The organism is Limisalsivibrio acetivorans, assembly GCF_000421105.1.
Classification (GTDB): Bacteria; Chrysiogenota; Deferribacteres; order Deferribacterales; family Geovibrionaceae; genus Limisalsivibrio; species Limisalsivibrio acetivorans.
Map to the genome: position 1 here is coordinate 119,083 of NZ_ATWF01000001.1, position 17,821 is coordinate 136,903.

At 48.7% G+C, this 17,821-nt stretch carries 17 protein-coding genes and 1 tRNA gene; 11 read left to right on the forward strand and 7 right to left on the reverse strand.

What is annotated here, in order from left to right; translation table 11 throughout:
• Window positions 1-2: 2 nt before the first annotated feature.
• Together greA and K300_RS0100530 are read left to right on the forward strand one after the other, a co-directional pair.
• On the forward strand, window positions 3-476 hold the full coding sequence (gene greA / locus K300_RS0100525; RefSeq protein ID WP_022849702.1) for a transcription elongation factor GreA: 474 nt from the start codon (window positions 3-5) through the stop codon (window positions 474-476).
• 97 nt (window positions 477-573) lie between these two features.
• The gene (locus K300_RS0100530) at window positions 574-2,043 is read left to right on the forward strand and encodes a hypothetical protein (protein WP_022849703.1); all 1,470 of its coding nucleotides are present in this window, start codon (window positions 574-576) and stop codon (window positions 2,041-2,043) included.
• On the opposite strand, the gene K300_RS14070 is transcribed toward K300_RS0100530, so the two are convergent.
• On the reverse strand, window positions 2,040-2,432 hold the full coding sequence (locus tag K300_RS14070; RefSeq protein ID WP_022849704.1) for a ClpXP protease specificity-enhancing factor SspB: 393 nt from the start codon (window positions 2,430-2,432) through the stop codon (window positions 2,040-2,042). The two genes, K300_RS0100530 and K300_RS14070, sit on opposite strands and share 4 nt — an antisense overlap.
• A gap of 101 nt (window positions 2,433-2,533) precedes the next feature.
• On the reverse strand, window positions 2,534-3,220 hold the full coding sequence (locus tag K300_RS0100540; RefSeq protein ID WP_022849705.1) for a 3'-5' exonuclease: 687 nt from the start codon (window positions 3,218-3,220) through the stop codon (window positions 2,534-2,536).
• Window positions 3,221-3,422: 202 nt separating this feature from the next.
• On the opposite strand from K300_RS0100540, the gene K300_RS0100545 reads away from it, so the two are divergent.
• A complete protein-coding gene (locus K300_RS0100545) occupies window positions 3,423-4,685 on the forward strand; it encodes an MATE family efflux transporter (protein WP_022849706.1) in 1,263 nt (420 codons plus the stop codon).
• On the opposite strand, the gene K300_RS0100550 is transcribed toward K300_RS0100545, so the two are convergent.
• Window positions 4,682-5,629, reverse strand: a complete 948-nt coding sequence (locus K300_RS0100550) for an ABC transporter ATP-binding protein (protein ID WP_022849707.1) — start codon at window positions 5,627-5,629, stop codon at window positions 4,682-4,684. The genes K300_RS0100545 and K300_RS0100550 overlap by 4 nt on opposite strands.
• Before the next feature lie 128 nt (window positions 5,630-5,757).
• Here K300_RS0100550 and dnaG point away from each other — a divergent pair, with 128 nt between their 5' ends.
• The 8 genes from dnaG to K300_RS0100590 all read left to right on the forward strand — a co-directional run bounded on the left by dnaG (window position 5,758) and on the right by K300_RS0100590 (window position 15,137).
• Window positions 5,758-7,461: a DNA primase gene (dnaG, locus tag K300_RS15835; RefSeq protein ID WP_022849708.1), complete on the forward strand. Its 1,704-nt coding sequence runs from the start codon at window positions 5,758-5,760 to the stop codon at window positions 7,459-7,461.
• 5 nt (window positions 7,462-7,466) lie between these two features.
• Complete coding sequence (gene rpoD, locus K300_RS0100560) at window positions 7,467-9,272, forward strand: RNA polymerase sigma factor RpoD (RefSeq protein WP_022849709.1); 1,806 nt, start codon at window positions 7,467-7,469, stop codon at window positions 9,270-9,272.
• 58 nt (window positions 9,273-9,330) lie between these two features.
• Window positions 9,331-9,404: transfer RNA gene (locus tag K300_RS0100565), tRNA-Ile, on the forward strand.
• Window positions 9,405-9,424: 20 nt separating this feature from the next.
• On the forward strand, window positions 9,425-10,549 hold the full coding sequence (locus K300_RS0100570; RefSeq protein WP_022849710.1) for a Nif3-like dinuclear metal center hexameric protein: 1,125 nt from the start codon (window positions 9,425-9,427) through the stop codon (window positions 10,547-10,549).
• The gene (locus K300_RS0100575; protein WP_022849711.1) at window positions 10,537-11,250 is read left to right on the forward strand and encodes a zinc ribbon domain-containing protein; all 714 of its coding nucleotides are present in this window, start codon (window positions 10,537-10,539) and stop codon (window positions 11,248-11,250) included. The genes K300_RS0100570 and K300_RS0100575 overlap by 13 nt, the downstream gene beginning before the upstream one ends.
• A complete protein-coding gene (locus tag K300_RS0100580; RefSeq protein ID WP_022849712.1) occupies window positions 11,251-11,655 on the forward strand; it encodes a ribonuclease HI family protein in 405 nt (134 codons plus the stop codon).
• Window positions 11,656-11,893: 238 nt separating this feature from the next.
• Window positions 11,894-14,635: a tetratricopeptide repeat protein gene (locus K300_RS0100585; RefSeq protein WP_022849713.1), complete on the forward strand. Its 2,742-nt coding sequence runs from the start codon at window positions 11,894-11,896 to the stop codon at window positions 14,633-14,635.
• Complete coding sequence (locus K300_RS0100590; protein WP_022849714.1) at window positions 14,622-15,137, forward strand: hypothetical protein; 516 nt, start codon at window positions 14,622-14,624, stop codon at window positions 15,135-15,137. The genes K300_RS0100585 and K300_RS0100590 overlap by 14 nt, the downstream gene beginning before the upstream one ends.
• Here the strand turns inward: K300_RS0100590 and rsmI are convergent.
• Genes rsmI through K300_RS0100610 form a run of 4 tightly spaced genes read right to left on the reverse strand, consistent with a single transcriptional unit; the run spans window position 15,093 to window position 17,821 of the window.
• A complete protein-coding gene (gene rsmI, locus K300_RS0100595) occupies window positions 15,093-15,926 on the reverse strand; it encodes a 16S rRNA (cytidine(1402)-2'-O)-methyltransferase (protein ID WP_022849715.1) in 834 nt (277 codons plus the stop codon). The two genes, K300_RS0100590 and rsmI, sit on opposite strands and share 45 nt — an antisense overlap.
• Window positions 15,916-16,302, reverse strand: a complete 387-nt coding sequence (locus K300_RS0100600) for a DUF2914 domain-containing protein (protein ID WP_022849716.1) — start codon at window positions 16,300-16,302, stop codon at window positions 15,916-15,918. Before K300_RS0100600 ends, rsmI begins: the two co-directional genes overlap by 11 nt.
• Before the next feature lie 23 nt (window positions 16,303-16,325).
• Window positions 16,326-17,288 carry a thioredoxin-disulfide reductase gene (trxB, locus tag K300_RS0100605; RefSeq protein ID WP_022849717.1) on the reverse strand — a complete coding sequence of 321 codons (963 nt, stop codon included), beginning with the start codon at window positions 17,286-17,288 and terminating at the stop codon, window positions 16,326-16,328.
• On the reverse strand, window positions 17,288-17,821 hold the full coding sequence (locus tag K300_RS0100610; protein WP_022849718.1) for a TlpA family protein disulfide reductase: 534 nt from the start codon (window positions 17,819-17,821) through the stop codon (window positions 17,288-17,290). Before K300_RS0100610 ends, trxB begins: the two co-directional genes overlap by 1 nt.

Here is a 17,821-nt window from a genome sequence, read left to right on the forward strand (position 1 = left end):
AAATGGAAAGAATTCCGATAACAAAAGCGGGATACGACAAGGTTAAGAAAGAGCTGGAGAGGCTTAAAACCGTTGAGAGGCGTGAGGTCGTGGCCGCAATAGAAGAGGCCAGAGGACACGGTGATCTCAGCGAGAACGCCGAGTACGATGCCGCTAAAGAGAGACAGGGTATGATCGAGGCCCGTATCGGTGAGCTCGAGAATAAGATGGGCAGATTCGATATCATCGATGTATCAAAGCTCGCCGGCGACAAGGTTATCTTCGGCGCCACGGTTACCGTTGAGAATATCGACACCGAGGAGCAAAAGACCTATAAGATCGTCGGCCCCGATGAAGCAAACATCTCCCAGGGAACCATATCCATTATGTCCCCCCTTGCCAGATCCCTTGTGAACAAGAAGGTTGGTGACGAAGCGATTGTTCAGGCTCCCGGCGGGGAGATCGAATACGAGATAGTTGGCGTAGAGTTTAAATAGATCCCGGGCCTGTTCTTTGAGTGCATAATACCTGTAACTATCAAAAAAATGGGATAGAATAGATCATACCGCATTAGTCGGGTGTGAGAGGTGCACTATGAAGGGCAGGCTTGCTTTATTTATTGTTTCAGCTTTTATCCTTACACTTTCAACTGTAGGCGCAGAAACCTTCGAGGACTTTGTCCGTTCGGAGATGGCCGCTTTTCAGGAATTCAAGGATGAGCGTGACCGTGAGTTTATGCTCTTTCTCGAGGGGAAATGGGAGGAGCTGGAATCGGAAAAGCCCGACAAGCTCATCGAGAAACCGAAGATAGAGGATGTCCCCGTTGCCGATGTTCCCGATGAGGAGCCCATAGTTCCCGAGCCGGACAGGGCGGAGCCTGTGGTTCCGGAGCCCGTTGTTACCGAACCAGTTAGTCCCGAACCGGAGATCGCAAAGCCCCCCGTTCCCGCACCGTACACTCCCCCCACAGTCACTGGCCCGAAGGCTGTCTACGATTTCTTCGGAAACAAGGTTCAGATTCCATACGACAGCAGTATGGGCAGAGGTGTGGGGCTTTCCATAAACGAACAGTCGATCAGCGCATTCTGGAAAAATGCCGCCACATCGGACTACGAACCGCTCATGGAATCACTTAAATCATACAAAGACAAACTCGCCCTTAACGACTGGGGCTTTCTCCTGCTGGCCGGAAGAACGGCGGAGCGGATAGCCGATGACAAGCAGGCGAGAACACTTTTGGTATGGTTTATGCTCACAAAAGCGGGCTACAACACAAGGGTGGGCTACGACGACAGGAACGTTTATCTTATGGTTCCTGCGCTCAACAAGCTTTACAGCGTATCCTACATTACGTACAAGGGCACAAGGTTCTATACCCTTTCATATGACGGTTTCAGCAACGATGTGGGCCCACTTAAGACGTATTCAGGTAGCTACCCCGACGCCTCGGGCGGTATGGACTTCACCCTCAAGAGATACCCCATGCTTGGTGCAAATCTTCGTAATAAGGAGCTGAAATTCTCCTACGGAGGAAAGGACTACAGGATAACCGTTCCTTACAGCCTCTACAGCGTTGAATATTTCAGAAACCATCCCCAGGCGGATATGGGTATATATGCAGGGGCAGGGCTTCCCGAATGGGCAAAGAACCCTCTCAAAAGCCAGCTTGGGCATCTTATTAAGGATATGGACGAGAAGGATGCGGTAAACGTTATCCTGCGTTTTGTGCAGACCTCGTTTAAATACGCAACGGATCAGGACCAGTTCGGGCATGAAAAGGTAATGTTTCCCGAGGAGCTTATGTATTATCCTGAGTCGGACTGCGAGGACAGGAGCGTACTTTTCTCATGGCTTGTGCGTGAGCTTCTGGGTCTTGATGTTGTTATGCTAGACTACCCCGGGCATATCGCAACGGCCGTACGCTTCAAAAACGATGCCGAGGGTGATTATATCCTTGCCGGCGGCCACAGGTATACTGTATGCGATCCAACTTACATAAATGCGAACTACGGAATGACAATGCCCCGATTTAAGGATGTTAAGCCGGAGATAATAAGGTTTTAGTCCTTGCCGAACTTCGGCTTGATAACGTTGTCCTCTTTCTCAACTTCGTGCTTCTCCTCCTTCTCCGGAGTCTCCTCTTGAAGAGGCTTGAAGTTGAACATGAACTCGGGGCTGACAGGATCGTTGAAGGCGGCGGAGATCGCTTCGTAAGGGATGAAAACCTGCTCCCAAACTCCGCCGAACTTCATCTTCACGGAGATGAACTCCTCCTCGACGCTCATGTCTCTGTACGATTGTTCGCCTAACACGAGGACAATGCCTCTCTCCTTTTCTTCGCCCACAAGCCCTCTGTTTCCTATTACAAGACCCGGATGGGGTGCCAGGTGGAGGAAAAACTTTGTATAATGCTCGAAAATTCTGTCTATAATATCTTTCTTGAAAGTATCCATCTGTGCTTACCCCTCTTATGAAGAATGCCTGCCTCATATATAAACATACAATACACCTATTCGGCAAACAGTATAACGAACATGAGTGGAGGGAACATTATTTATCCTACGAAGGATTTCTGGCTGTCCGAAAGCTCCTTAACGGTTCCGTAGGTTTTATTCGCCTGGAAAACCATCTTTGTGAAAACCTCCGCCGTTGCCAGAGCATCGCCAAGGGCTGTGTGTCTGCCGTTGCAGGTAACCTTGTACACATCGAATAGATGGTCGAGGGTGTGGTGGTCCTCCTTTTTGAGGATGGAGCGGGAGTATATGAGCATGGTGTCGAGCCAGGGGTTGTGAAGCTGACAGCCGAAACAGTTCTGCATCTCTTTATTTATCATCTTGATGTCGAAGTTTATATGGTGGCCTACGATAACCGATGAACCGATGAATTTGAGGAAATCGGGAAGAACCTCCTCAACGTAGGGTTTGTCCTGAACCATGTCGTCGGTGATGTTGTGCCATTTTATGGATTCGGGCGGAATGAGCATCTCCGGATTTATGAAGGTGTTGTAGAAGTCCACAATCTTGAAGTTCTGAACCTTTACCGCAGCGATATTTATAACCCTCGCCTCGTTGATATCAAGGCCGGTGGTTTCGGTATCCACAACGGAGAATACTGCATCCTCCAGTTTATCATCCATCGTTATATTCTTTCTGGCATCCTCACACAGTTTTCTAACATAGAGTGTGATGGGATCCTGCGGTTTGTCATCCAGACTTTTTCTGCCGAACAATTTCGTAATCATATCTTCCCCAAATTAACAAAGGTTCACTCATGATTAATACTAAAACTGCATTCTATTTAAAAGATTATGTTAAGGTTTTTTTTGCTCTTTTTCAAGAGCCGTTTTGTGTTAATATGGGTTTCTTTTCAAGGAGGCTTTTCTGGTTCCAGCTTATGTAAGGGAGAGGATAGGGCGAGTACTGAAGATCTCTTTCCCTGCCGCAATGCACAACCTGATGGGAATGCTCCAGTCTATGGTGGATATGATATTCGTGGGAAGAATCTCCCCCATGAGTGTCGCCGCTGTGGGTGTGGGTATGCAGTATATCGGGCTTCTATACGCTGCGATGTCCCTCTTCTATGTTGGCACAAACGCCCTTGTATCGAGGTTTGTGGGTGCAGAACGCCCCGAGGATGCGGGGAGGGTTACCGCCAACATGTTCGGCTTTGCCCTTGTTTTTTCCATACCCATTTTCCTTTTCGGGCTTACAAAAGCGGCGTTCCTCTTCAATATGCTCGGCATAAAGGGTGAAGTTGCGGCGATAGGCTCAAGCTACATGTCCATATTCTCCTTCACAGTGCCCCTCCTCTTTATGCAAGGGGTGCTTTACAGCTCCCTGAACGCCTACGGTAAGACCAAGCTCCCATTTTATATTGGTATATTCGGCAATATTGTTAACACCATACTCGATTACGGTCTTATCTTCGGAAACCTCGGCATGCCTGAGATGGGGGTTGAGGGTGCGGCATGGGCCACTGTCTTTACTAAATGCGTCGAGCTCTCCATATACATATACATCTGCGTTGTGCGAAAGGAGATCGTTATTACCCCGAAATTCGCCCCCGATCTCCTCAAAAGGGCGATCAAGGTCGGTTTTCCCACATGGATGGAAAGGATGCTCACTTTTCCATCGTATCTTGTTCTTTCGGCCCTTATCGCGAAATACAGCACAGAGGCGCTGGCCGGTTATCAGATAGGCCTCAGGGTAGAGGGGCTTGCCTTCATGCCGGGGGTGGGCTTTATTATAGCCACCATGTCCCTTGTTGGGCAGAATATAGGGGCACTGCGCCCTGACGATGCGGAGAAGGATGCCATAACAGCTGTCTATGCGGCATCTTTCGTAATGGGCGTTGTGGGGCTTTCCATGTTCTTCTTCCCCGGAACCCTCGCCTCACTCTTCACCGACGACCAAACAACCATCAACGAGGCATCCGTGTATCTGCGCATCATGGGTATAAGCCAGATTCCGCTGGGGATTTTCTTCGTTATGAGCGGTGCACTGAGGGGTGCCGGCGATACTAGGACGACCCTTGTTGTGAATGTCATATCTATATGGGGTTTCCGGATCCTTCCGGCGTTCCTGCTCGTTTCAGCTGGTGTTCCGATTATATGGGTTTATCTGGTGGCTACCGCCGAAACCTGCATAAAGGCATCGGTCCTTGTGGGGATATTCCGCAAGGGGAGATGGAAGACGATCAAGGTCTAGAGCGGGTTGTGACAGCGAAAGGGTCGGTTTAGGCTGAGTTCCGGCTTGCTTTTTGTGCATTTGTCTATCCTGTTGAAGCACCTTTCAGCGAATATGCACCTTTCCGAGTAGTCCTCAGTGTTCTTTACTATGGTTCCGGGGATGGTATACAGCTCCTTTTCTTCACTCTCAAGAGAGGGTATGCACCTTTTAAGGCTGTATGTGTAGGGGTGGCGCATCCGGTTCTCCGTAAGCTCCTTTGAGTCTATCTCCTCCATAACTTCCCCTGCGTACATTATTATGCACCTGTGGGCAACCTGCTGCATGAGGGCGATGTCGTGGGATATGAAGAGTATGGAAAGATCCCGCTCACGGTTCAGCTTAAGAAGGAGCTCCATAATCTGCTTTTGGATAGTGACATCCAGAGCTGTGGTGGGCTCATCCGCTATGAGAAGTTCCGGTTCGCTTGCCAGAGCCATGGCTGTCATTACACGCTGATTCATTCCGCCGGAGAGCTGGTGCGGGTAGCTGTTCATACGTTCCTCGGGATACTGGATCTCGACGGTTTTCAACAGTTCCGAGGCTTTTTTGTGGGCATCGGTTTTGGATATTCCTCTGTCCGCAGTGCGTATCGCCTCCACGAGCTGGTCTCCTATCTTTATGACAGGGTTAAGCGAGGCAGTAGGGTTCTGGAATATCATAGAGAGCTTCTTCCCCCGTATCCTGCGGAAGCTGTTCTCACGAAAAAGGGGCTCGCCATCCAGGATAATCTCGCCCGATTCACGTTTTACGGGGTTCGATATGAGCCCCATAAGGGTCTTGGCGAAAACGGTTTTTCCTGACCCGGATTCACCGCCGATGCCTAAGATCTCACCACGCTCCATGTTGAGGCTCACATCCCTGAGGATATGAAAAAAGTTTTTCTTATTATCAAGAATGACGTTCAGGCTATTTACACTGAGCATGCCAAAATATATTTGAAATTAGGGAACATGTCTATAAAATATAATGTAACGGGATTGTTATTTATGACGATACTTTTTCTTACGCTTTTCTATCAAAACTCTTACAAAAAGGAGCATAATCCAGCCATATGATGATACCCCAGTCCGTTGTGGATGAAGTCCTAGACTCCGCAGACATCCTCGATGTCGTTGGAGAGGTCGTTAAGCTAAAGAAGGCAGGGACCAGATACAAGGGGCTCTGCCCTTTCCACTCTGAGAAGACACCCTCCTTTACAGTAACCCCGGAAAAGAACCTCTTCCACTGCTTCGGCTGCGGTGCGGGGGGTAATATATTTACCTTTGTGAGCCGTTTCCACAATCTGGGCTTCCCCGATGCTGTGATGTTTCTGGCCGAGCGATACGGCATAAGCGTTACCATGAGCGAAGAGCAGGGGAAGTCGAGGGATATTGCAACACTTCATGAGGAGATACTTACGGAAACCAAGCGCCGGCTTATCTCCCCCGAAGGGAAGGAGGCGAGGGAGTATTTGAAGAAAAGGGAGTTTTCGAGCGATCTTGCGGAGGAGTTCGGTATAGGATATTTTCCCCAGAAGATAGATCCCCAGCCATATATGAAGAAGTACGGACGTGAGATACTCTACTCCTCAGGCCTTTTTGTGGAGGGTCGCTACGGTGCGAGGATGCGGTTCTTCAACAGGCTCTCATTCCCTATCCGCAGTATAACGGGGAGGGTGGTCGGTTTCTCCGGACGCTCCCTGGACGGCTCTAATCCTAAATATATGAACAGCCCGGAAACCGAGGCATTTAAAAAGCGTGAGCTTCTTTACAATATAGATATGGCCAAGGCTTCCATAAAGCAGAGCGAGGTGTGCATCGTTACCGAAGGGTACTTCGACGTTATGCGCCTGCAAGAAAAGGGCTTCACCAACAGCGTTGCGACAATGGGAACCTCGCTGACGAAGGAGCATGTGAACCTTTTGAAGCGCTACGCATCTGAGATAATACTTCTGTTTGACGGTGACGATGCCGGTACGAAGGCAGCCTTTAAATCCCTGGACGTGTTCCTTGAGTCAAACTTCTTCCCTTATGTGGCTTTTTTACCCAAGGGGAGCGATCCGGACACGTATCTGTTTGAGAATGGAAAGGACGCCTTTAACAGGGTGCTTGAAAATAAGCGGGATCTGCTTATATTCACCGCTGACATGATGCGCAGGAAGGCCTCGGACTTCAACCGGAAGATGAAATACCTTGAGGCTCTGAAAGAAAAGGTCATGCGGATTCGGGATCCCTACAGAAAAGATCACTATGTTGAGCAGATCGCATCACGTTTTGAGGTTGATGCTGATATAATGAAAAAAGATGTTGATCTTTCCATAGCAAAGACCACTTTAAGGAAGACGGAAACATCAAGAATTTCATATATATGCGAAAGAGAATTTATCGCGAGTCTTGCTCAACTCCCCGAAGATGTAGGGCACAGGCTCATAGAGGATCTGAGAGAGGATTTTTTCCACGACCCGGTTGTGAAAAAAATCTTCCAAAAAGTTGTTGAATTATTCGACAGGGGTGGTAATATCGAGGTTCTTGTCAATGATCAGGAAATTGGAGAGGATCTAGCTTCTCTGCTTGTCCAGCAGGAGGGTGTGGAGGATCATTACCGCGCCGCCATGGAGAACAGGGAAAGGATTATCAGGAATGCCATGCCCGAACTTCGCAAGGATTTGACTAAAAAACTCTCATCAGCGAAGAACAAAGACGAAATTATAGAGCTTTTGAAGCTACAGGATAAACTTATCCGCAATGAGATTGTGGATAGGAATACGGAGGTTTAGGGTAGATGTCGAAAAAGATTAGAATACCTGAAGTAAAGCAGGTTATAGCCCTCGGTAAAGAGAAGGGTTTTCTTACCTTTGATGAAATTAACGACATGCTGCCGGATGAACTCAGTTCAGCGGAACTTTTCGATGAAATCCTCATGCTGCTGGCGCAGCTCAAGATCGATGTTATCGATTCCAGAACCAAAAAAGGAAACATCTTTGCCGCTGAAGATGACGAAGAGGAAGTGGAGGAGGACGAAGAGGTTCTCGCCGCCCTTAAATCCGAAGTAGAAGACTCAATGAGCACGGATGACCCTGTGCGCCTGTATCTCAAGGAGATGGGGAATATCCCGCTTCTCAACAGAGAGGAGGAGATCCTCGTTGCCAAGGAGATAGAGGAAGGGCAGGGGAAGGTTATCCGCAGTGTGCTCCTTTTTCCCGATACCGCAATGAAGATCATGGAGATCGCCGAGGAGATCAAGGACGGTTCCATGAGGCTCAAGGACATTGTCGATGTTGACGAAGATATCGATTTTGACAGCAGTGATATCGATTTCGACGATGCGGACGAGGATACCATCAAGCAGTATAAGGATGACAAAGAGGCCCAGATGAAGGCCCAGTTCATCTCTATACTTGAAGACATTATAGATAAGCTCAAGAAGAATATGGAGTACGCAAAGAGCATCCGTGGGGGCAAGCTGAGCCTTGACGATGTTCTTTCGGTAAACTCCAATATTCAGGACACGGTGGACGACATAACCGCCAAGCTCCTTGAGATCAAGGTGAACTACTCACGCATCTGTCAGATAGCCAACGATATCCGGGATAAATACTCCCGCATAGTTGACTCCGAGAGCGAGATGCGAAAGCTCCTCAAGATCGCAAAGGTTACGGACTACAGCGATGTATCAGAGGTTAGCGAAGAGCAGATACTTGAAGCTTGCGACAAAACGGGGAAATCACCCTCCGAGAAGAAGATCCTTATCAAGAAGTACCGTCAGGCGAAGAAGTCTATGCAGGGGGAGTACAGCAACCTCGGCATCGACAAGCCCGAGCTTGATATCATCTACGAAGGGCTCCTCCTCGGCGAGCGTGAGACAGAGAACGCAAAAAGCAAGCTCATAGAGGCAAACCTCCGCCTTGTTGTGAGCATCGCAAAGAAATATACCAACAGAGGCCTGCAGTTCCTTGACCTCATACAGGAAGGTAACATCGGCCTTATGAAGGCTGTGGAGAAGTTTGAGTACCGCAGGGGCTACAAGTTCTCCACCTACGCCACATGGTGGATACGTCAAGCCATCACCAGAGCCATCGCCGATCAGGCCAGAACCATACGTATCCCCGTACACATGATAGAAACCATCAACAAGATGATGAAGATAACCAGACAGCTCCAGCAGGACTACGGCAGAGAGCCTACCCCCGAGGAGATCTCCACCAAGATGGATATCCCCGTGGAGAAGATAAAGAAGGTTATGAAGATCGCCAAGGAGCCCGTTTCCCTCGAAACACCTATTGGTGAGGATGAGGACAGCAGTCTCGGTGATTTTATAGAGGATAAGAGCGCCATAAACCCCGCTGACGAGGTTATGTATCTCAAGCTTAGGGAACATACCCAGCACATCCTTGAGACACTTTCTCAGAGGGAAGCAAACGTTCTTAAGCTCAGGTTCGGAATAGAGTGTGAATCGGATCACACCCTTGAGGAGGTGGGCAAACAGTTCAGCGTTACAAGGGAGCGTATTCGCCAGATAGAGGCGAAGGCCCTTCGCAAACTCCGCCACCCCACCAGGAGCCGGATCCTGAAAACTTTTGTGGAATAAGTAATATTAATGGTTGACATTTTTGTCAGATTTAAGTAAAAAAATCTCTCGTTTCAACGGGCCAATAGCTCAGTTGGCTAGAGCCTCCGGCTCATAACCGGAAGGTCCTAGGTTCGATTCCTAGTTGGCCCATTTTTTTAAACTTAAAAAATATGGAAAAAAGCTACAGACATATCGCAGACTACTTTTTAAAAGAACTATCCAGCAGCCGCCGGCAGTATGAGTGGGACAACTCCGGATACCAGATTTTTACAGACGGTGAACGGATGATCACAAAAGCCGGATTCGCTCTGGATCCAAGCGAAAGGGTCATTTCCAAAGCTATCGAAGAGGGGTGTGAGTTACTTGTTACTCATCACCCCCTTTTTTTTGGAAAGCTCAAGAGCCTCACACCCGCCACTGGAGCGGGACGTAAGGCTATCCTTGCCCTTAGAAACGGGTTGGATATTATCTCCTGCCACACCTCTATGGACGTTGCCGATTACAGCCTTAACGATTACGTATGCTCAATTCTGGGGGCTGAGGTGAAGGATATCTTTGTTAAAGAGGGTAGGGATGACTACTGCAAATACGCTGTTTTTGTTCCCAAGGGACATGAGCAGGAGATCATCGATGCAGTGCACAGAGGAGGGGGCGGCTTTATAGGCAACTACTCCCACTGCACCTTCCGTGTGAACGGTACAGGTACCTTTCTCCCCGGCGAAGGGACAGACCCCTTCATCGGCAAGAAGGGGGAGCTTGAGCAGGCCGATGAATACCGAATGGAGACCATCGTTCCCGTATCCTCTTTGGCGAGGCTTATAAAAGAGGTTGAGAAGGCACACCCCTATGAGGAGGTTGCCTACGATGTATACAAGCTTGATATGGGTGAGGAGTGGGGCCTTGGGCGTGTTGCCGCACTTTCTAATAGCATGACCCTTGGTGAATTCATGGATATGACAGCCAAAGAGCTCGGCATAAAGGACCTGCGTCACAGCATGGCGGATACGGACATGCTGATAGATTCCTTCGCCGTTGTTACAGGGAGCGGGGCATCCATGTGGAAGGCATGCGCCGCTAAGGGGATAAAGGTGCTCCTCACAGGGGATATGAAGCACCATGATGCCCTCGATGCTGCCGAGGCGGGGGTATGTATCATAGACGCCGGACATTACGGCACAGAGCGAATTTTTATGAATTATCTTAAGGATAAGTCCGCAGAGGAACTTGGAATAGAAACGGTTTTAATAGATGAAGAGAATCCAATAAAAACAAGAGGTGATAGATGCTTGATGTAGCAGAACAGCTTATCGAACTCCAGAAGGTGGACAACCGGGTGGCAGAGCTGGAGAAAAAGGTTTCGGGAATCCCTGAATTCCTTCAGAAATCAAAGGATGAGCTGGATAAGGTAACAGAGGATTACGAAAAGCTCAAAACCAAGTACGAATCAGAATCAAGAACATTAAACACCCTTAAAGGGCACGCCGAAGACAACAAAGCACTCCTTGAAAAAGCACAGAAGAAACTCCCCGAAGTAAAAAATCATAAAGAATACGAAGCCGTTCTCAAAGAGATGGATGTTCTTAAGAAAACCATCAATGAGAGTGAGTACAAGGCTTTGGAGCTCGATGAGTCGGTAACGAGTGACAAAGAGGAGCTCGATAAGCTCAAGGAGCAGAAGGAAACCCTTGAGAAGGAGTTCAAAGAAAAGCAGGCTCAGAAGAAGGAGGAGGATTCCGAGTTCTCCACAGAGCTTGAAGAGAAGCTTAAGGAGAGGGAAGACCTCGCATCCAAGGTTAAGAGAAGCGTTCTCTCAAAGTATGAGCGTGTTCGTAATGCGAGGGACAACCTGGCAATAGTGCGTACCATAGATGAAACCTGCACAGGCTGCTACATCAAGGTTCCGCCGCAGCTTTATGTTGATGTCCGGAAAGAGGAGCAGCTCCTCCAGTGCCCCCACTGCCAGCGCTTCCTGTACTATAAGGACGACGAAGAGTAGATGGAGCTCCATATTTACTCTGACGGAGCCTCCCGTGGTAATCCAGGACCTGCGGGGGGCGGGTTCGTTATATACAGCGACGACGGCGTAAGCCTGCGTGAGGGGCGGGTCCCTCTAGGGCAAACCACCAACAATGTTGCCGAGTACACAGCCCTCCTTGAGGCGGCGAAGTCTGCCCTTGAGTTTAAGCCGGAGAGGCTGATCTTCTTCCTTGATTCGGAGCTTGTGGTCAAGCAGATGAAGGGGGAGTACAAGGTTAAGAAGGAGCATCTGCGGGAGATAAAGGATCAGATAACAGATACCCTCAAAGGGGTTCCGGCAGATTTCCGGCATGTTCCCAGAGCACAAAACAAGGTTGCCGATAAACTGGCAAACGAAGCTATAGATGGTAAAGGCGGAGAATAGAAACTCCGCCTTTTTTTATTTGAATTAAAAGTCTTTAACTTTTAAATGTTCCTGACGATTTTAATGATAGCGGTGTATTACATAAAGATGGGCCGCTATGGTGAGCTGTGCCTTTTTGGGGTGTGCTCAAAGTCGTGAAATGCGCTTAAAATGCGGGTTTATATAGAGCCGCAAGGGGAATGCCATAGAAAGCCCGAAAGGGATCTTAAGGATATACAGTCTGGTGCTGGTGATATTTTTGTCATTTATCGCCCTATCCGTTATCTCCTGCTCCGATGAGGAGCCCATTAAGCTTCTGGAGGATAACTACACTGAGGCTGTGCCTATATCCTCCGTCGCAGTTGCCGAGGACGATACCGGCATTGCCGAAGGTAACAGGCTCTTCCTTGAAGGGAACTTTGAGGAAGCGATTGAGCTTTACGAAGAAGGGCTTAAGTTGAACCGTTCGGTGGCCTTCTATAATATCGGCGTCAGCTACTATCTTCTGGACGATATAGAAAAAAGTGAGGAATACTTCAGAAGGGCGGTTGCAGAGGATCCCGAGTTCACCGAGGCCTATGTTAACCTTGCCGTTGTGCTCATACAGACGGGCCAGCTTGAGGAGGCTGAGCAGTATATCTCCGAGCTTCTGGAAGGATCGGCATCCGCCAAGCTTCTTGTTAATATGGCAAACATCCATCTCAAGCGTGGGGAGACAGCAAGGGCGACCATGCTGTATGATGAGGCGATCAAGAAAGACAGACGTTCGAAGTTTGTAATGTCCAACTACGCCTACTTCCTTATGAGCATCGGCGAGCTCGAGAGCGGTATAAAGATACTGGAAGGGCTTGACTATAAGAATTATACGGACTATTTCAACCTGGCCAAGGCGTACTATAAGATGGGCATATACCCCGCATCGGTGGACCACCTGCGAAAGGCCCTCGGTTTCCAGGAGACGGAGGAGGCACTCAACCTCCTTGCGATGAACTATAACAGACTGAAAGACTATCTCTCCGAGGCGGAAGCCCTCGAAAGGCTCACACTCATCAGCCCCACAAAGGAGTATCTCCACCGCTATGCCAAGGCGCTCTACCGGAGCAGTGACTTCCTTCGTGCCAAAGAGGTTATGGCCTCCCTTATCAAGGCGCATCCCGAGGATCCTGCGCTTTACCTAACATATTACGATATACTTATAGCTCTCAACGATATAGAAACAGCGGGAAGGCTTGCCTACGGCGGCTTTAACCGTCTTAATGACGACAGGCTCCTCTACCTCTATGCAAGGCACTCCCTCATATACAACCGCAGGCCGTCCGGTATCAGGGAGCTGATATTCAGTCGGCCGGAATCGGACTGGGTAAACCTAGCAAAGGCTATGTACCATATATACGAGGGTCGTATGGTTCCTGCCGCAGGGGTCATTGAGCGTGTTTCCCCGAACACGTCGCCGGACTATTTCATGTACCGCACATATATTCTTATGAAGTACAACGAGTATGAAGATGCCCTGCGCAACGTTGAGTATATGGATACCTCGAAGCCTGAGTATTTCTGGTATAAGACGGTGAGCCTTTTTAACACGAGGGATCTCAGCGCACTCAGAAACCATATAAGCGAAACCCTTGAGAAGGGGAGACGGATAACAAGGCATCCAGAGGTTGCGGTGCATCTTGATCCTGTATTGGAGGATATGAACTTCGCCTACCGGTTCGAGGGGGAATTTGAGCAGATGCTCTCCGCGGTGCTTTATCCTCTGCTGATTGAGCCTGATGAGATGCTGAACTTTGTGGCACTCGGCTATAAACTCCTACAGCAGGACGACAAGCTTCTCGCCCTTGAGGAACTGCAGAAATCTGTGCGCTTCTCCGAGGGGATCAAGCATAACAACATGGGCGTTGAGCTTTTCCTGAAGTATCGATACAAGGATGCCCTCGGCGAGTTCCAGATGGCGAACGAGAAGCTGGGCACAAACCCCTATACACTCTACAACATCGGCCTTGTGCATCTTAGTCTCGGCGATAAGGAGAGAGCGCTGGAGTTCTTCGACAACTCCATTCTCCAGAATCGCTATAACTTCCCCGCATACCTCGGCAAGGCCGTCTGCCTTAAGGATAGTGGGAGTGAGCGTGATGCTATGCAGCAGTATAATCTTGTGCGTGACAGGGCGGCGCAGGTTGAGGACGACAGGGAGAAGGTTCCCAATATAATCTATTACACCAAATACCTAGCCCAGATGGGTGCAGGGGATTCCAGGGGTGCTGTGGAGGAGCTCGAGCGGCGGAATGAGCGCGACGGCTTTCTTAATGCGATGCTTGCCCTTGCGGAGTATATCTCAGGAAGCGGGTACGAGACCCTTGATGTATTGGAGAAGGACAGGATATTCCGTGGTGCGGAGCTTAAGAATCTTCTTGATATACTGAATGAAAAAGAGGTGAACAGCAGTCCTGAACCGGCCGAGGATCGTTTCCACAGGTTTATGCGTGCTTATATCTACCTCAAGAAGCACAACCAGCTTGTTCAGATCGATGATGAGGAGTACGAGAGGGATAAGGTTATCCTTAAGGAGCTTTTCTATTACAACGTCTTCCTTGAGAATCCTCAGGATGCCCTTGGCTACCTTCAACAGCTCACCGAGGTGGATTTCCGTTACCCCGAGCTATACAAGGCATCCTTCTACTACTTCATCTGGCTTGAGGACTTTGTTAACGCAGAGGCGTCCTTCGCCGCCCTTGAGAACCTCGGCTACGAGGACAGGTACTACGATTACTATAAGATGCTCTACTTCCTGCTGAACTTTAATGACCAGCGTCTACTTAACTATATCGAGGCATACATGAACGACTACCCCGAAGATTTCAGGGGACCTGCAATGCGGTTGATGGTGTCGCTTAAAAATGATAATATCCGAGACGTATACAACGAACTGCTTAATATGGAATCAAAAAACGGCAACTTCCTTCTGAGGCTGCCTCTGGAGTTAGAAATTGACGGTTTATAGAGTTAGCAGAAGGGTTTTATTCCTCTCCGGTGCACTTGTCCTGAGTGGTCTTCTTTTCAGTGCATCCCATGCCCTCATAGGCTTAAACGGTGCGAAGGGTGCTGTTTTAGCTGTGGTAAACATATTCATTATATTCAACTTTATCACTCTCCTCTTCCGCCGGATAGAGGTGGACGGTGATACTGTACGTCTTTTTACAATCTACGGGAGGAAGAGTATAAACCTCACCGATCTTGAGGAGATCGGCATAATTAAGCTAAAGATGCGGATCATCGTGATATTGTCCGATCCTAAGAAGTTCGTATTTATCTCATCATTCTACAGGGATTTCGAAAGCTTCGTTGAGTATGTTAAGGGGAGGGTGGACAAGGAGCTCCATGAGAGCATCGCAAAGCTCAGTGAGAAAACCATAAAGCGCAAGAGAAGGATCCTTGCAGCTGTTCTGGGCACGCTGAACCTATTCTTCCTCGGCAGTGTCCTCTACAACCTTCTGAATGGCTGAATACGCCTCGTTTCTCTTGTAGCCAAGGGCTTTCATTGCTCTTAGTGTGTCCTTTGAGGAGAGCCCCTCTTTGAGGAATCTTGAGCACATATCCTCGGCATCTGTTACCATCTCCTCATCTTCCGCCCTGTTGTTCACCACGATAACAAACTCCCCCTTGATCGTGAGCCCCTCAATATCATCCTCAGAACTTATGAATACTGTTTCCTCATAAAGCTTGGTGATCTCCCTGCAAACTGCTATGGGGAAGGGGAAGTTCTTAAGGAGAGCCTTAAGTGTTTCTTTTACCCTATGGGGGGATTCGTAGAAGGCTATGGTGGTCTTATAGTCTTTTAACCCCTCTATCTCCTTGTCTCTCGCACCCTTTTTGTGGGGGAGGAAGCCGTGGAAATAGAAGTTTCCAGTGTCAAAGCCGCTGAGGAGTAGGGCGGGTATGAATGCTGTGGCGCCGGGTAGTGCTTCGAAGGGTATTCCCTCCTCAACGAGTCTTGATGTCAGGAACCCGCCCGGGTCGGAGATGCATGGTGTTCCCGCCTCGCTCGCAACGGTAATCCTGCGCCCTTCCTCATATAGTTCAATGAGCCTTTCGGCTGCTTTGTTTTCGTTATCTTTATGAAGTGATTCTACTTTGAGTTTGATTCCAAGATGGTTGAGAAGGTTGGATGCCGTACGGGTATCCTCAGCGAAGAGGATATCCGCATTTTTGAGTGCTTCAACGGCTCTATAGGTTATATCGCCAAGGTTTCCCACGGGGGTGGGTATGAAGGATACTCTCCTGCTACTGCTCATTAATGGTGAAATCTATGGAATCAATGAGCTTGCCGCTTTTGGAGTATACCTCAACCTTCCATTCGCCGACCCATTCGGGGAGGATAAGCTTGGAGCTGTAGGTTCTCCACTTGGGTGAATCCACATTAAGCTTAACCTCTGCCTCTATGTTTTTCTTATAGATCCATATATGGGTTACTTCGGTGGGGTATTCATCGGTTTCTATCTCTGTGAAACAGTAGAGCTTGTGGTATCCGGCGTTGAACTCAGTGCCTGTTTTTGCCGGCTCTCTGTTCTCAATATCCTTGGCTATGCTTATCCTGCTAACCTTTGTTTCGGCAAAGGCGAAGGTTGTGGCAAGAGCAAAAACGATAAGAGATAGAATAAGTTTACGCATTTTGAAATTCCCCTTGTTTATTTCTATTCGCCGAAGGTTTCCCCGATGTATTTTTGGGCGCCTTTGGCGGCAACGGAGCCGTCTGAAACGGCGGTTGTTATCTGTCTTAACGGTTTCCAGCGGACATCGCCCGCAGCAAAGATCCCTGGAACACTGGTTTCCGTGCTTTCGTCCGCAACGATGAACCCGCTCTCATCGAGCTTAACAAGTTCCTTGACCAGTTCGGTATCTGCGGTTTGTCCTATAAATACGAACACTCCCGCTATCTTTAGTTCGGATTCCTCTTCGGTTTTAACATTCTTGATACTAAGCGACTCAACCTGCTGTTCGCCGTTCACAGCGGTAACAACGCTGTCCCAGAGGAACTCGATCTTGTCATTGGCAAAGGCTCTGTCCTGATAAATCTTTGCAGCTCTGAGCTTATCACGCCTATGGATGATTGTCACCTTGCTGGCAAACTTTGTGAGGTACAGCCCCTCTTCGATGGCGGAATCACCACCGCCAACCACAGCGATCTCCTTGTCTTTATAGAAGGAACCGTCACATGTGGCGCAGAAGGACACCCCTCTTCCGTAGAACTTGTTCTCACCCGGAACATCGAGCTTCTTCCAGTGTGCTCCGAGGCAGAGGATAATGGATTTAGTCCTTATGGGCTTGTCCATATTCTTTATGTTGAGTATCTTGTACTCCTTGTCCATCTCGATGCTCAGGCACTCGCCGGAGCGGATGAGAACGCCGAATTTTTCTGCATGCTTATAGAAGTTTTCTGAGAGGTCTGCTCCCATAATCCCTTCGTAGAATCCGGGATAGTTTTCCACAAACTCGGTGATAGCCACCTGTCCGCCGGGGAACTGCTTCTCAAGAACGAGGGTTTTAAGATCGTCCCTTGCAGCGTACATAGCCGCTGTCATCCCCGCCGGACCCCCGCCGAGGACTACCACATCGTATTCTTCTTCTATGTCCTGGATATTAAAGAAATCTTGCATCATACACCCTTTAAAATACGCACTAGCTTCTCAATAGAAGGAACCTTGTCCTGGTAAATAATATTTTTGTCTTCATCAAGCAGAAAAAAATGGGGCCAGCTATTAACCCCTAAATAGTCTGCTAAAGGCTCAGTATTACCTAAATAGACGGTATTTTCAAGCACTTTGTATTTTTTCTCCGATAGCACTTCCAGCACTTTTTCCTCACTCTGCTCCACGTCAAGGAGGACGATAACCTCCATGTAGCCCGCTCTTTCGATGAGCTTAAGCTCGCTCATTCTTTTAAGGTAGAGTTTCGGGAATATATTACTGGTAAGAAAGGTTTTTGTGTTGAAGAAGATCAGCAGTATGGGCTGATTTATCTCGGAGGTACTGAAGCGCTTACCGTCAAGGGTACTGAGCTCAAAGTTCTGAACCCTGGTACCCTCGGGAGCTGCGTTGTTGTATCTGCTCTGCCAGAGCAGAAGGAAGGATCCCGCCACCAGAATGTATATGATAAGGCTTCTGGGGTCCAGCAGGCGAACCTTCCTCAA